13 protein-coding genes are annotated in these 13,988 nt (G+C 62.2%); 4 read left to right on the top strand and 9 right to left on the bottom strand.

What is annotated here, in order from left to right:
• Positions 1-191: 191 nt before the first annotated feature.
• Positions 192-998 carry an MOSC domain-containing protein gene (locus H097_RS23405; RefSeq protein ID WP_032862772.1) on the top strand — a complete coding sequence of 269 codons (807 nt, stop codon included), beginning with the start codon at positions 192-194 and terminating at the stop codon, positions 996-998.
• Positions 999-1,060: 62 nt separating this feature from the next.
• On the opposite strand, the gene H097_RS23400 is transcribed toward H097_RS23405, so the two are convergent.
• The 8 genes from H097_RS23400 to H097_RS23365 all read right to left on the bottom strand — a co-directional run bounded on the left by H097_RS23400 (position 1,061) and on the right by H097_RS23365 (position 10,247).
• Positions 1,061-1,345 (bottom strand): pyrimidine/purine nucleoside phosphorylase, encoded by a 285-nt coding sequence (locus H097_RS23400; protein ID WP_032862771.1) that lies wholly within the window; start codon positions 1,343-1,345, stop codon positions 1,061-1,063.
• A gap of 48 nt (positions 1,346-1,393) precedes the next feature.
• The gene (locus H097_RS23395; protein ID WP_032862770.1) at positions 1,394-1,936 is read right to left on the bottom strand and encodes an exonuclease domain-containing protein; all 543 of its coding nucleotides are present in this window, start codon (positions 1,934-1,936) and stop codon (positions 1,394-1,396) included.
• A gap of 70 nt (positions 1,937-2,006) precedes the next feature.
• Complete coding sequence (locus tag H097_RS23390; protein WP_032862769.1) at positions 2,007-3,941, bottom strand: acetyl/propionyl/methylcrotonyl-CoA carboxylase subunit alpha; 1,935 nt, start codon at positions 3,939-3,941, stop codon at positions 2,007-2,009.
• Positions 3,942-4,006: 65 nt separating this feature from the next.
• Entirely contained in the window at positions 4,007-4,768 is a 762-nt protein-coding gene (locus H097_RS23385) for an enoyl-CoA hydratase-related protein (RefSeq protein WP_032862790.1), read from the bottom strand.
• Between the two features lie 17 nt (positions 4,769-4,785).
• Positions 4,786-5,943: a citronellyl-CoA dehydrogenase gene (gene atuD, locus H097_RS23380; RefSeq protein ID WP_032862768.1), complete on the bottom strand. Its 1,158-nt coding sequence runs from the start codon at positions 5,941-5,943 to the stop codon at positions 4,786-4,788.
• 20 nt (positions 5,944-5,963) lie between these two features.
• Positions 5,964-7,580, bottom strand: a complete 1,617-nt coding sequence (gene atuC, locus H097_RS23375; RefSeq protein WP_032862767.1) for a geranyl-CoA carboxylase subunit beta — start codon at positions 7,578-7,580, stop codon at positions 5,964-5,966.
• 3 nt (positions 7,581-7,583) lie between these two features.
• The gene (locus H097_RS23370; protein ID WP_032862766.1) at positions 7,584-8,456 is read right to left on the bottom strand and encodes an SDR family oxidoreductase; all 873 of its coding nucleotides are present in this window, start codon (positions 8,454-8,456) and stop codon (positions 7,584-7,586) included.
• Positions 8,457-8,468: 12 nt separating this feature from the next.
• Positions 8,469-10,247: an acyclic terpene utilization AtuA family protein gene (locus H097_RS23365; protein WP_032862763.1), complete on the bottom strand. Its 1,779-nt coding sequence runs from the start codon at positions 10,245-10,247 to the stop codon at positions 8,469-8,471.
• A 157-nt stretch (positions 10,248-10,404) separates the two neighbouring features.
• On the opposite strand from H097_RS23365, the gene H097_RS23360 reads away from it, so the two are divergent.
• From H097_RS23360 to H097_RS23350, 3 genes are all read left to right on the top strand, one after another.
• Positions 10,405-11,028 carry a TetR/AcrR family transcriptional regulator gene (locus tag H097_RS23360; protein WP_032862762.1) on the top strand — a complete coding sequence of 208 codons (624 nt, stop codon included), beginning with the start codon at positions 10,405-10,407 and terminating at the stop codon, positions 11,026-11,028.
• Between the two features lie 97 nt (positions 11,029-11,125).
• Positions 11,126-11,923 carry a transporter substrate-binding domain-containing protein gene (locus H097_RS23355; RefSeq protein WP_032862760.1) on the top strand — a complete coding sequence of 266 codons (798 nt, stop codon included), beginning with the start codon at positions 11,126-11,128 and terminating at the stop codon, positions 11,921-11,923.
• Between the two features lie 80 nt (positions 11,924-12,003).
• A complete protein-coding gene (locus H097_RS23350; RefSeq protein WP_032862759.1) occupies positions 12,004-13,017 on the top strand; it encodes a GNAT family N-acetyltransferase in 1,014 nt (337 codons plus the stop codon).
• A 128-nt stretch (positions 13,018-13,145) separates the two neighbouring features.
• Here H097_RS23350 and H097_RS23345 read toward each other — a convergent pair whose 3' ends face one another.
• The gene (locus H097_RS23345) at positions 13,146-13,697 is read right to left on the bottom strand and encodes an RNA polymerase factor sigma-70 (protein WP_029298131.1); all 552 of its coding nucleotides are present in this window, start codon (positions 13,695-13,697) and stop codon (positions 13,146-13,148) included.
• Positions 13,698-13,988: the final 291 nt, after the last annotated feature.

Here is a 13,988-nt window from a genome sequence, read left to right as displayed (position 1 = left end):
GTGGGAGCGGGCTTGCTCGCGATGGTCGTTAACGATGACGTTGGGTATCTGACACCCCGAGTTGTTCTTGCTGGCGTCATCGCCGGCAAGCCCGCTCCTACAGGTGATGGCGCCTTGAATGCCCGCGGATATTTTGATTCTGCCAGCGGCCTCGTATAGGGTGACGTTTTTGCTCACAGGAACCCAGGCTCATGCTTCGTCTCAGTGCGTTGTATCGGTACCCCTTGAAGTCAGGCAAGGCAGAAACCTTGGCGCATATCGGCCTGGATAAACTCGGGCTGGACGGGGATCGACGCTGGATGTTGGTGGATGAGGCCAGCGGGCGTTTCCTGACCCAGAGGGCGGTGGCGCAGATGAGCCAGCTGTCGGCACTCTGGAGTGCCAGCGGTGGCCTGACCTTGAGCGGTACCGGTCGGCCCACCCTGGAGGTGGCGTTGCCCGGCGCTGACGCCGAGTTGCGTGGCGTCACCATTTGGCGCGACACCTTGCGAGTTCCCGATGCCGGCGATGAAGCTGCACGCTGGGTCAGCGACTTTATCGGCAAACCGACCCGGCTGGTACAGGTGCCCCTGGAGCGTGCGCGCACCACGGCGGCCGGTTATGGCAAGGATGATGATCAGGTCGCGTTCGCCGACGGTTTCCCGTTGTTGCTGATTGGCCAGGCGTCCCTCGACGATCTGTCGCAGCGCATCGGTCGGCCCATGGAAATGCTGCGCTTTCGCCCCAACCTGGTGATTGAAGGCAGCGAGGCCTTTGCCGAGGATGGCTGGAAGCGTATCCGCATTGGCGATGTGGAGTTGCGGGTGGTCAAGTCCTGTTCCCGTTGCATCCTCACCACCATCGACCCGGCAACCGGTGAGCGCAGTGCTGACCGTCAGCCGCTGGCAACCTTGGAAACCTACCGTAAAGAGCCCGATGGCGTGATGTTCGGCCAGAACCTGGTCAATGACGGGGTTGGCCGCCTGGAAATCGGCATGCCGGTGACGATCCTCGAATAACCCAGGCTCCATGAAAAATGCCCGTCTCATCGAGACGGGCATTTTTTGCGCGAGGGAAAGGCTTAGCCGCGGTATTCGCACAGATAAGCAGTGTCCACGGCCACTTTGAGCTGGAACTTGCTGTCGGCAGGTACGTTGAACTGGCTGCCGGCGGCGAAGGTTTCCCAGGCGTCGCTGCCTGGCAACTTGACGGTCAACGCGCCCGAGACCACGTGCATGATTTCCCGCTGGGCCGTGCCGAATTCGTATTCACCCGGTGCCATGACGCCGATGGTCGCCGGGCCTTCCGGGGTACCGAAAGCGATCGACTTGACGGTGCCGTCGAAGTACTCATTGACTTTGAACATGGGTGGATCCTCGAAAAAAGGGGCAAGAAAGGCCGGCCAGTATGCCTTCTACACGGGCAAAATCAACGGCAGCAAGCGTGCCGTGTTACGCGCATCTTCCAGTGCCCGGTGTTGCTGGCCGTTGAACTGCATGCCCGCCAGTTGCAACGCGCCATTGAGCCCCAGCGGCTTGTCCAGGCGCCGGGCCTTGGCGAAGCGTTGCTTGAGGTTCACATGGCGTGTCTGGCCAAGCACACTGGCCAAGCCATGGCGCTGCCACTCCAGCTCTAGTTGCTGGCGATCGTAGTCGCCCCAACTGGCCCAGCCTTCCAGGCGCGAATGATGCTGGCCCAGCCAGCGTTCGAACAGCGGCCAGACCTCGGTCAGCGGCGCAGCGCTGTCGATATTGGCCTGGCTGATGTGCGTCAACTGGCGGCAGAACGGCGTCAACAGTGGGCGGCGCAACGGCCGCACGAAACGCTGGAAGTGATCCAGCTCGCGGCCTTGACGGTTGACCAGGCTCACGCCGATTTCGATGATTTCCATCTCCGACACGGGCCAGCCGCCTTCATCCGTTGTGGCTTCAAGATCAATAATCAGCCAATGAGGCATCGCAGGTTCCCGTACTCATCCCTTTCTGATGGGGATAGAGCGTAGCCAAGCCTGGTAGTTCCGCCCAGGGCTACTCGATCTGCAGCAATACCTGGCGATTGCGCACCTGATCGCCGGCGCTGACGTGAATGGCCTTGACCACACCGTCGATGCCCGCCTTGAGCGGGTGTTCCATTTTCATGGCTTCGAGTACCAGCAACAGTTGGCCTTTGCTCACCCTATCGCCTTCGCGCACCTGCGCCAGAATGATGGCCCCGTCCATCGGCGCCTTGACCGTACCGTTGCTGGCTGGCGCTTCACGACTGGCCACGGTTTGCGTCTGATTGCTCACGCACAGGCTGTTGCCGGCGTGCAACAGCCAGAGCTGGGTGCCTTGCAAGTGATAGGCAACCCGTCGCCGAACGCCATTGATGTCCAGGCTGGCCCAGCGCCCGTCGCTGTGGCGGATGTGTATATCGATGTTGGCGACTTGCACATGATCGTCCGCCAATAGCCGCACGCTGACCTCGTGACGGTGTTCATCGATGCCCAGGCGGTAGGTCCAGGGCACGTTGGCGTTGTTGCGCCAGCCCGCCAGGGCCGGGCGATGCACTGCCGCGCTGTGCCGATAGAACAGGGCGGCGGCCAGTGCCAGCGCTTCTTCGCTGATGGCGGGGCGGGCAATATCGCTGAAATGTTCGGCGATAAACCCGGTGCTGAAATCTGCCGCGACAAACTGTGGATGCTGGAGCAGGTCCGCCAGTAACCGCTGATTGCTGGGAACCCCCAGCAACACGCAGTCCTGCACCGCGCGCAGCAGCTTGCGCCGCGCCTCTTCGCGAGTGGCGCCATGGGCGATGATCTTGCCCAGCATTGGGTCATAGAACGGGCTGATGCGCTGCGGGGCCTGCAAGCCATGGTCGACCCTGACGCCGGCCGCCGGCTCCCAGCGCAGTACCTCGCCGGTTTGTGGCAAGAAACCCTGGGCCGGGTCCTCGGCGTACAGTCGCACCTCCATGGCATGGCCGGTCAGCGTCACCTGCTCCTGGCGCAACGGCAAGGGTAGGCCGGCGGCGATTTGCAGTTGCCAATCCACCAGGTCCAGGCCGGTGATCAGTTCGGTGACCGGGTGCTCCACCTGCAGGCGGGTGTTCATTTCCAGGAAATAGAACTGCCCGTTCTGGTCCAGCAGGAACTCCACGGTGCCAGCACCTACATACTCCACCGCGCGCCCGGCCTTGAGCGCCGCCTCGCCCATGGCCTGGCGCAGCTCGGCGGTCATGACCGGGCAGGGTGCTTCTTCGATGACCTTCTGATGGCGGCGCTGCACCGAGCAATCGCGCTCGCCCAGGTAGATCAGGTTGCCGTGGGCGTCGCCGAACAGCTGGATTTCCACATGGCGTGGCGCAATCAACGCCTGCTCCAGAATCAGCTCGTCGCTGCCAAACGCGTTCAGGGCTTCGGAGCGTGCGGTGTGCAACTGTTCTAGTAGTTGCGCAGGCGTATGCACCAGGCGCATGCCGCGTCCGCCGCCGCCGGCACTGGCCTTGATCATCAACGGGTAGCCGATGCGCTCGGCTTCGTTTTGCAGGGTGGCGTCGTCTTGTGCGCTGCCCTGATAGCCGGCAATGCACGGCACACCCGCGGCGAGCATGGCGATTTTCGACAGGCGCTTGCTGCCCATCAATTCGATGGCGTGGGCGCTGGGGCCGATGAATACCAGGCCGGCGGCGATGCAGGCCTTGGCGAACTCGGGGTTTTCCGAGAGAAAGCCATAACCGGGGTGGACCGCATCGGCGCCGGTGAGGCGCGCGGCGTCGAGGATCGCCTGAATGTTCAGGTAGGACTGCTGCACCGGGGCAGGGCCGATGTTGACGGCTTCGTCGGCCATGCGGACGTGCAGGGCGTTGGCGTCGGCCTCGCTATAGACTGCCACGGTGCGGTAGCCCAGGGCCTGGGCGGTGCGCTGGATCCGGCAGGCGATTTCGCCGCGGTTGGCGATCAGTATTTTATTGAAACTGGGCATGTTCGGTCCCTGTTTGATTGGTTGCGCAGGTGCGGGCTCCCACAGGTGATGTGGCGTTTTCAAGATCAACTCACCCACCTGGCCTTGCGCTTCTCGACAAACGCCCGCGTTCCCTCAATGCCTTCTTCCCCGGTCACCGCCTCGGCAAACCAATCGGCAGCCTGGTCCAGCAGCAGTTCCAACGGCTGATCCAGACTCTGGAGCAACAACGCCTTGGTCCGGGCATTGGCACGCGGCGCACAACGCAACACCTGGCCCAACACCTCATCCAGGCGCTGCGCCAACCCCTGGGGATCATGCTCGACAAAATGCACCACCCCCAGGCGCTGCGCCTCGACCCCGTCAAACCGCGCCGCCGTCAACGCCAGGCGCCGGGCCTGTGTCAGGCCGATACGCTGCACCACAAAGGGTGCGATCTGTGCCGGCAGCACGCCGAGGCTGGTTTCCGGCAAGCCGAACTGCGCCTGGTGATCGGCAATCGCAATGTCACTAACGCACGCCAGGCCAAAACCACCGCCCAACACCGCACCCTGCAACACCACGATCACCACCTGCGGCAATGCCTGGACCTCTTGCAGCAGCGCACCAAACACCCGGTTCAGATCTCGCAAGCCCTCGCGGCTGCTCGCACGGCTCATGTCCTTTACATCGCCGCCGGCACAGAAGTGCCCACCGGCGCCACTGATCACCAGCGCCCGCACGTGCTCGTCACCCGCAACATCCGCCAGCACCGCGCGCAGTTCGCTGACCATCTGCAAACTCATGGCATTGCGGCTCTGCGGGCGATTGAGGGTGATGTGCAGCACGCCGTTGTGCGGCTCCAGCATCAGCGTCTCGCAGGTATTCACGACTTTTTACCCGGCAGCGTGCCCATCAGTTTGCAGATGATCCCCAGCATGATTTCGTCGGCACCGCCGCCAATCGACACCAGGCGCACATCGCGATAGGCGCGGGCCACCGGGTTGTCCCACATAAAACCCATGCCGCCCCAGTATTGCAGGCAACTGTCGCTGACTTCACGGCCCAGGCGCCCGGCCTTGAGCTTGGCCATCGAGGCCAGCCGCGTCACGTCCTGGCCCTTGATGTATTGCTCGGTCGCCTGGTAGACCAGCGCACGCAGGCATTCGATCTCGGTGGACAGCTCGGCCAGGCGAAAGTGGATCACCTGGTTGTCGATCAAGGCCTTGCCGAAGGTCTGGCGCTCCTTGCAGTAGGCGATGGTGCTGTCGATGCACGATTCCAGGCCCTTGATCATATTGGCTGCGCCAAACAGCCGTTCCTCCTGGAATTGCAGCATCTGCATCATGAACCCCGCGCCTTCATGGCCGATGCGGTTGCGCTGGGGGATGCGCACATCATCGAAAAACACCTGGGCAGTTTCCGAGCTGTGCATGCCGAGCTTTTCCAGGGGCGGGCTGACGCTGATACCGGGGGTGTTCATCGGCACCATGATCAGTGACTTGTTGATATGCGGCTTGCCGTCCGAGGTGTTGGCCAGCAGGCAGATAAAATCGGCACTGGGGGAGTTGGTGATCCACATCTTGCTGCCGTTGATCACGTAGTCGTCGCCATCCTTGCGCGCGTGGGTTTTCAAGCCCGCCACGTCGGAGCCGGCGCCGGTTTCCGAGACGCCGATGCAGCCCACTTGTTCGCCGCTGATGGCCGGGCGCAGGAATTCCTCGCGCAACTCATCGGAGCCAAAACGTGCGAGGGCCGGGGTACACATATCGGTCTGCACGCCGATGGACATCGGGATACCGCCGCAATGGATGGTGCCGAACTCTTCGGCGGCGACAATCGAGTAGCTGTAATCCAGGCCCATGCCGCCGAACTTCTCGGGCTTGGAGATGCCCAGCAGGCCGAGGTCGCCGGCCTTGCGGAAAATCTCGTGGATCGGGAAGCGCCCGGCTTTTTCCCATGCGTCGACATGGGGGTTGATCTCGCGGTCGACAAAAGCCCGTATGGTACGACGCAGCTCTTCGTGTTCCTGGGTGAAGATCATTTTTATTGTTCTCCTGATCGTTAAAAGCGCGCGGCGCCGAAGCTGTTGGGTTGCAATTGGCGCACCTGGGCCTCTTGGCAGATATCCAGCAGGTAACCCAGCAAGGTGCGGGTGTCCCGTGGGTCAATCAGCCCGTCGTCCCACAGGTTGGCGCTGCCATACAGGGCCGTGGACTGGCTATCGAGTTTCTGTGCGGTGACCTGTTCGAGCATGTCGAGCATCTTGGGATCGGGCACCAGGCCGTCTTTCAATTGCTTGGCCTCGGTGACAATGCGCAGCACTTTGCCGGCCTGGGCGCCGCCCATCACGGCGGTGCGGCTGTTGGGCCAGGCAAAGATAAAGCGCGGGTCCAGGCCGCGGCCGCACATCGCATAGTTGCCGGCGCCGTAGGATCCGCCGACCACCACAGTCAGCTTGGGCACGCGGGCATTGGCCACCGCCTGGATCATCTTCGCGCCGTGCTTGATCACCCCTTGTTGTTCGGATTCGGTGCCGACCATAAAACCGGTGGTGTTGTGGAAGAACAGCAGCGGGGTCTGGCTCTGGTCGCACAGCTGGATAAACTGCGCGGCCTTGCTCGCGCCCTTGGGGGTGATTGGGCCGTTGTTGCCGATAAACCCGCAGGCGCGGCCCTGGATCTGCAAGTGGCCGCAGACGGTGTGGGGATCGTACTCGCCCTTGAATTCGAGGAAGTTGGAGCCGTCGGCGATGCGCGCGATGATTTCCCGTACGTCGTAGGGCTTTTTCGGGTCGTCGGGGATCAGGCCCAGCAACTCTTCAATCGGATACAGCGGCTCGGCGTAGGCCCGCACCTGTGTAGGCGGCAGCCGGTCGTCCCACGGCAATAGGCTGACAATCTCGCGCACGATGCGCACGCCATCGGCATCATTTTGCGCCAGGTATTCGGCGGTGCCGGCGGTTTGCGCATGCATCTGGGCGCCGCCCAGCTCTTCATCCGTCGCCACTTCACCAGTGGCCGCCTTGAGCAACGGTGGGCCGGCCAGAAACAGCTTGGCTTTGCCGCGCACTACCACCACGTAATCCGAAAGTCCTGGCTGATAGGCACCGCCAGCGGTGGCCGAACCGTGGACTACGGTGATCTGCGGCAGGCCCATGGCGGACATCCGTGCCTGGTTGGCAAAGCTGCGCGCACCTTCGACGAAAATCTCGGCGGCGTAGTTGAGGTTGGCGCCGCCGCTTTCGGCCAGCGTCACCACCGGCAGTTTGTTTTCCATGGCGATCTGTTGCAGGCGCAGGGATTTTTTCAGGCCCGATGGCGAGATCGTCCCACCCTTGATCGCACTGTTATTGGCCACCACCAGCATGCGCACGCCGCTGACATAGCCAATGCCGGCAATCAAGCCGCCACCGGCGGCGCTGCCGTCCTTGTCATCGTGCAATTTGTAGCCGGCCAGGCTCGCCAGTTCGAGGAAGGGCGCGCCGGGGTCTAGCAACAGGTTCAGGCGTTCGCGGGGCAGCAGTTGGCCGCGTTTGTCGAACTTGCCCTTGGCTTCGGCGGCCTTGTCCAACAGGTTCTGTTCCAGTTGGCGCAAGTGGTTGATGGCCGTGAGCATGGCCTCGCGGTTCTGTGCGAACTGCGGGTGGTGGGCGTCGAGTAGCGAGTCGATGACCGGCATGGTTTATTGGCCCTCCTTGAGCACATCTGGCAGGTAGGCGCGGTGAAAACCATTGAAGGATGGGCTCGGCGGTTGGGCCTTGTGCAGCGGCCAGGCGCGGCTGCCCAGGCTGGCGGCGCCGTCGATGCGCAAGGTGCTGCCGCTGACGAACGCGGCGGCGGGGCTGAGCAGGAACACAATCGCTGCGCTGACTTCCGATTCGGTGCCAATGCGCTTGAGCGGTACATGCTCGCGCAGGGTCGGGATCACGGCCTTGAACGCACCTTCGTAGGTGTCCATGCCGCTGGAGGCGATCCAGCCTGGCGCCACGGCGTTGACCCGCACCCCGGCGTAGCCCCACTCGAACGCGGCGGTCTTGGTGAAGTTGTCCATCCCCGAGCGCGCCGCGCCGGAGTGGCCCATGCCAGGCATGCCGCCCCACATATCGGCCAGCATGTTGACGATGGTGCCGCCGTGCTTGCTCATCGATTGATTGAACACTTCCCGCGCCATCAGGAAACCGCCCACCAGGTTGGTGCGCAGCACCGTTTCAAAGCCTTTTTGATTGATCGACGCCAGGGGCGAGGGGTATTGGCCACCGGCGTTGTTCACCAGGCCGTGGATTGGCCCGTGTGCTTCGATGATCTGGCTGACCAGCGCCTTGACCGCTTCTTCATCGCGAATATCGCAGGCCTGCCAACTGGCGCGGCCACCGTCATCGCTGATCTCCTGGGCGACACCTTGGAGTTTTTCCGGCTTGCGCCCCACCAGCACCACATGGGCGCCGAGGGCTGCCAGTTCATGGGCGGTGCAGCGGCCGATGCCACTGCCGCCACCGGTGACGATAATGGTCTGCCCCAGGAACAGGTCGGCTTTGAAGATCGAGTCGAAGGCCACGGCGAGAGTCCCTTAGTTGAGTTGATCGGCGAGGTGGCGGGGCACGGCAATCGGTATTTCCAGCAGTTGCTGGGCGAAGGCCTTGCCCTGTGGGTCGATGCGCAGGCTGGCGATACCGCCGCCGCCCAGGGCATTTTCGAGGAGGAAATTGAGGCTGTGGCTGCCGGGCAGGTACCAGCGTTCCACGCGCCCATGCAGTGGGTCGAGGACGTGGCTCATCCAGTCGACGATCACCTCGGGCGTCAACGCCTCAGCGATCCATGGCAAGTATTCGGGGCGGCGTGCGATTACCCCGATATTGCTGTGATTGCCCTTGTCACCGGAGCGCGCCACGGCCAGTTTGACCAAGGGCACGCTGGCATCGGCGCGGCCTTCGGGCTTGGGCGGGTCGAGCGGTGTGTGGGGCGTGCCCAGGGCCGCTGTGGCAGGCAGTTCGCAGGGGTGGGACTGGCCCTGGAAGTCGACGCTCAAGGTGCAGGCGCGCTTATCGATCAGGAACGAAAACAGGCGGATCAGCGGATACACGGTGGGTCTGCCGCCAACGATGCCGGTCAGGCCCGGCGCCATGCCGGTGGCTGCCTGGGCAATTTCCCGGGCGAACAGCACCAGTGCTTGTTTGCTCGGGTGACGCACCGCCAGTTTGAGCACCACCTCGCGGCAATCCTGGCGCCGGGCGTGGGCGCCGTAGGTGGCTTCGCTGCCGAGCAATTCAATATTGACCTCGGTGTAGGGCGCCCAGCCGCGCTGGCTGAACAGTTGCGAGGTTTTGTTGATGATCGCCTGGCTGACCCGCTCGGCCTTGGCCACCGCATCCATGCCGGCCAGCAGGCAACTGGCGGTGCAGCGAAAACCGTCGGGGTAGGTGGCGCTGACTTTGTACTGATCGGTCGGCGCCAGGCCTTTAGCGCCGTGCAGGCGCACGCGGTTTTCGCCTTGTTGCTCCAGTGTGACCTGGCTGAAGTCGCAGATCACATCCGGCAGCAAATAGGCGCGGGGGTCGCCAATTTCATACAGCAGTTGTTCGGCGACGCTCAGTTCGCTGATCAACCCGCCTGTGCCCGGTGCCTTGCTGACGGTGAACTGGCCGTCGGCGCTGACGTCGACAATCGGGAAGCCGATGTGCTCGTAGTCCGGCACCTCGCGCCAATCGGTGAAGTTACCGCCGGTGCACTGCGCGCCGCATTCGATGATATGCCCGGCCAGCGCGGCCTGGGCCAGTCGGTCGTAGTCCTGCCACGACCAGTTGAACTCATGCACCAGGGCCGCGCTGACCACCGCGCTGTCCACTACGCGCCCGGTGATGACGATATCGGCGCCCAGTTGCAGGGCCTGGACGATGCCCGGCGCGCCGAGGTAGGCATTGGTCGACACACATATCGCCGGCAACGGCGCGCCGCTGAACATATCGCTGATGCCCTGCAGTTGCTTGAACTGCGGTTGCAGGTCGTCGCCCAGCACCACGGCGATTTTCAGCGGCACCCGTGCCTGGTCGCAGACAGCCTGCAATGCCGCGGCGCAGGCCTGGGGGTGGATGCCGCCGGCGTTACTGATCACGCGGATGCCCTGGCGCTGGATATCGGCGAGCAATGGCGCAAGCACTTCGACAAAGTCCGTCGCGTAGCCGGCCTGGGGATCCTTCATCCGCGCCCCGGCGAGGATCGACAGGGTGACCTCCGCCAGGTAGTCGAACACCAGGTAATCCAGGGCGCCGCCGTGCACCAACTGCGCGGCGGCGGTGCAGGTGTCGCCCCAGAATGCACTGGCGCAGCCGATACGAACGGTCTTGTCCATGGGACGTCCTTCTCTGGAAAATCGCTGGGTCGAGACTACCAAGCAAGCGCTTGGTTTGTAAACTCTGCTCATAACTTTTGCCCAAGCGCTTGCTTGGGTGGCTGTCACGGCCTAAATTGCCGGCCATGACGCAATCAAAGTAGTTGAGGAGAGCAGCATGGATGAGCAAAAAGCCCTGGAGGTGATGCGCACCATGGTGGACGGCGGGCAACTGACCGACCCCGACAGCGCCCGGGGCAAGCTGCTGCAGACCGCGGCTCACCTGTTTCGCAACAAGGGCTTTGAACGCACCACCGTGCGTGACCTGGCCAGTGCCGTGGGGATCCAGTCCGGCAGCATCTTTCATCACTTCAAGAGCAAGGATGAAATCCTGCGGGCGGTGATGGAAGAAACCATCCACTACAACACCGCGCTGATGCACGCCTCCCTGGCCGAAGCGAGCAACGTGCGCGAGCGGGTGCTGGCGCTGATTCGCTGTGAGTTGCAGTCGATCATGGGCGGCAGCGGCGAAGCCATGGCCGTGCTGGTGTATGAATGGCGTTCGCTGTCGGCAGAAGGGCAGGCCCAGGTGCTGGCGTTGCGTGATGTCTACGAAGATATCTGGCTGCAGGTGCTGGGCGAGGCCAAGCAGGCGGGTTATATCAAGGGCGATGTGTTTATCACCCGGCGTTTTCTGACCGGGGCGTTGTCCTGGACCACGACCTGGTTTCGCGCCCAGGGCAGCATGACCCTCGAACAATTGGCTGATGAGGCGTTGCTGATGGTTCTCAAGGCTGATTAGGCCTGGAGTGCAAGCCATTTATTGTCGGGTCGAAAGTTGTCTCTCCAGACAAAAACGCCTAGCTTAGCGAGATTCAGATTTGAACGGTGCGTGCCTGATGTTTTCGCCATTGCGGCTGGCTGCGGGACTTACAGTATTGGCAATGGGCACCCTGTGGCAGGCGCAAGTTTCGGCGGCCCAGTTGGTGCGGATCGGTGCCGCGCATTTTCCGCCGTACACGGTGCGCCCGGAGCAGGGCGCCGACACCGGATTGCTGCCGCAACTGCTGGAGGCGCTGAATCGTGCGCAGACCGAGTACCAGTTCGTACTGGTGCCGACGTCCATCCCCCGGCGTTTTCGTGATTTCGAACAAGGCCGGGTCGACATGGCTATCTTCGAGAACCCGCAGTGGGGGTGGCAGGATATTCCCCATACCAGCGTCGACATGGGCCTGGAGGACGCCGAAATTTTTGTTGCCCAGCGCCAGTCCGGTCGCGACCAGGGGTATTTCGCTGAACTCAAGGGCAAGCGCCTGGCAGTGTTCAGCGGCTACCACTACGCCTTTGCCAGCTTCAACCCCGACCCCAAGGCCATGGCCGCGCAGTTCAATGCCACGTTGACCTATTCCCATGACAGCAACTTGCTGATGGTGACCCGTGGCCGTGCGGATATTGCCCTGGTGACGCGCTCCTACCTCAGCGACTTCATGGTGCGCAATGCCGACACTGCCGGGCAGTTCCTGGTGTCCGAACGCATTGACCAGGTCTACCACCACTACGCATTGCTACGGCCCAAGGCCGCGATCAGTGGCCCGGCGTTTGCCGAGTTGCTCAAGGGCCTGCGCGACAGTGGCGAGTTGCTGAAGATCTTCGAACCGTACCGCATCGATGTGCTGCCGGTAGCGGATGCGCCCTGATCCCGGTAACGGCGCTTAAATTTTTGCTGTTGGCTCACGTCACTTCGTCTAACTGTCGACGATTACCGTGAGCCCCTTCCATGCCTAATCCCAATGATTTGTCAGTCCTGCCACTTCCGGCAGGGCCCACCCTGAACGCAGACGAAAGCGATAGCCGCCTGACCCTGACCCTTGCAGGCCAGCCGTTGGTGCGCCTGCGCCTGGAGCGCGGCGATGCACTGGACGTGTATCTGCAAAACCCCGCTGAGGTTCCTTCGGTGCAAGCCTTGTGGGCGGCGTGTTACTGGCTGTTTGCCCGGGAACCCGAGCGCCAGCAACTGACCTGGCACCTGGAGCACACCCCTGACGAGGCCCTGCGCAGCGGCCTGCTGCTGGCCACCGACGTGGTGGGGCAGTTGCGTTGCGAGCGCACCCTGTTCTGGCAATTGCCGCAGCCGTGGTTGGGCCAGCCGTTGAATGATGCCTATCCGCAGCAGATGATTATCAGCAACGGCAAGCGCCATCCGGTGCGTGCGCCCAAGCCGCGCGGTGAAGTCTATCGACGTTTCGATGCACGCCTGGGTGCGTGGATCTCACTGCGCACGCTGGAGATCGATGTCGACCTGGCTCGCTTCAATCGCTGGCAGAACAGCGCGCGTGTCGCCAACTTCTGGCAGGAAAGCGGCAGCCTGGAGCAGCATCGCGACTACCTGACGAAGCTGGACGCCGACCCGCATACCCTGACGCTGATCGGCTGTCTCGACGATGAACCCTTTGCCTATTTTGAGGCGTATTGGGCCAAGGAAGACCGCATCGCGCCGTTCTATGATGCGGACGATTACGACCGGGGTATCCATATGCTGGTGGGGGAGGAGCATCATCGTGGGCCGCACAAGGTTGCCAGCTGGCTGTCGGCGCTGGTGCACTACCTGTTCCTCGACGACCCGCGCACCCAGCGCGTGGTGGCGGAACCGCGAGCCGACAATGCGAAGATGATCGGGCATATGCAGAACCAGTGTTTCCACTGCGAGAAGGAATTCGATTTCCCCCACAAGCGTGCGGCGCTGATGATCCTGGGGCGGGAGCGGTTTTTTGAGCGGTGTGGGTTGGTCTGAGCGCTACAGGGCAACGAATATCAAATGTTGTGGGAGCGGGCTTGCTCGCGAAGGCGGTTTGTCAGTCAATTGATTCGTTGGCTGATACACCGCCTTCGCGAGCAAGCCCGCTCCCACACGCGTGGTGTTCAGACGCGTCGGGCAAAGGTATCGCTATGCGTCCCCGAAACCTTACGGCAGTGCACCAACGCATCGCGGATCATGAAGTTGACCAGGGTCGGCGACACGCCCAGTTCCTTGGCAATGTCCTTCTGCGGCACGCCATGCAGGCGGTACATCTCGAACGCGTAGCGCGTGCGCTGGGGCAACTCGGTCAGGGCGTCGGCGATGTTTTCCAGGGTGGAAAAATTGATATGCGAGGTTTCGGGTGAAGCGCCATGAATAACCACATTCAAGCCTTCCTCTTCCGTCCCGGAGTATTTCAGTTCCAGGGCCTGTTTACGGTAGTGGTCGATAGCCAGGTTGCGCACGATCTGGAACAGATAGCTCAGTTGCGCCTTGAACGATGAGGTGATCTGCGGTGCCGATTGCAGTCTGAAGTAGGCGTCCTGCACCACGTCTTCGGCGCGGGAACGGCAGCCGGTAATGCGCGCCGCGATCTTGACCAGGATCAGTCGATTATCGACAAACGCCTGGAGTAACGGTGAATCGCACCTGCTTGTGGATACTTGTTCCGTCATGGAAATCACCTTGCTGCAATAAGGTTTTAGTGGAGGGCATCCCTGCTGAGGCCTCCTACATATCGGGCAACAAATTATTCTTAATGATAATGATTGTCAAATGAGAAGTAGGATTAATCTTATTCCGAAATATAAATTGTGAGGTGCTTCTCTTTGTGTGTGGGCCTGGGCCTGCTGACTAATTATTTTGTCGGGCCATCCGTTCTCATTGGTGACAGGCCAGCCAGCACGCCGGCCAAGGATTTGCACCCGGAGGAGGACGACATGCGTTTGTATCGCGAGAACCCAGCG

The organism is Pseudomonas sp. FH4 (genome assembly GCF_000510915.2).
Lineage (GTDB): Bacteria > Pseudomonadota > Gammaproteobacteria > Pseudomonadales > Pseudomonadaceae > Aquipseudomonas > Aquipseudomonas brenneri.
The sequence above is the reverse complement of the archived record's forward strand: the minus strand, read 5'-3'. Positions and strand labels throughout refer to the sequence as shown.

Coding starts and splice junctions, on each gene's coding strand:
- H097_RS23400 (WP_032862771.1), bottom strand. CDS start 1,345: ATGTTCAAAGTCAATGAGTACTTCGACGGCACCGTCAAGTCGATCGCT.
- H097_RS23360 (WP_032862762.1), top strand. CDS start 10,405: ATGGATGAGCAAAAAGCCCTGGAGGTGATGCGCACCATGGTGGACGGC.
- H097_RS23390 (WP_032862769.1), bottom strand. CDS start 3,941: ATGCCCAGTTTCAATAAAATACTGATCGCCAACCGCGGCGAAATCGCC.
- H097_RS23385 (WP_032862790.1), bottom strand. CDS start 4,768: ATGCTGGAGCCGCACAACGGCGTGCTGCACATCACCCTCAATCGCCCG.
- H097_RS23345 (WP_029298131.1), bottom strand. CDS start 13,697: ATGACGGAACAAGTATCCACAAGCAGGTGCGATTCACCGTTACTCCAG.
- atuC (WP_032862767.1), bottom strand. CDS start 7,580: ATGCCGGTCATCGACTCGCTACTCGACGCCCACCACCCGCAGTTCGCA.
- atuD (WP_032862768.1), bottom strand. CDS start 5,943: ATGATCTTCACCCAGGAACACGAAGAGCTGCGTCGTACCATACGGGCT.
- H097_RS23365 (WP_032862763.1), bottom strand. CDS start 10,247: ATGGACAAGACCGTTCGTATCGGCTGCGCCAGTGCATTCTGGGGCGAC.
- H097_RS23395 (WP_032862770.1), bottom strand. CDS start 1,936: ATGCCTCATTGGCTGATTATTGATCTTGAAGCCACAACGGATGAAGGC.
- H097_RS23350 (WP_032862759.1), top strand. CDS start 12,004: ATGCCTAATCCCAATGATTTGTCAGTCCTGCCACTTCCGGCAGGGCCC.
- H097_RS23405 (WP_032862772.1), top strand. CDS start 192: ATGCTTCGTCTCAGTGCGTTGTATCGGTACCCCTTGAAGTCAGGCAAG.
- H097_RS23355 (WP_032862760.1), top strand. CDS start 11,126: ATGTTTTCGCCATTGCGGCTGGCTGCGGGACTTACAGTATTGGCAATG.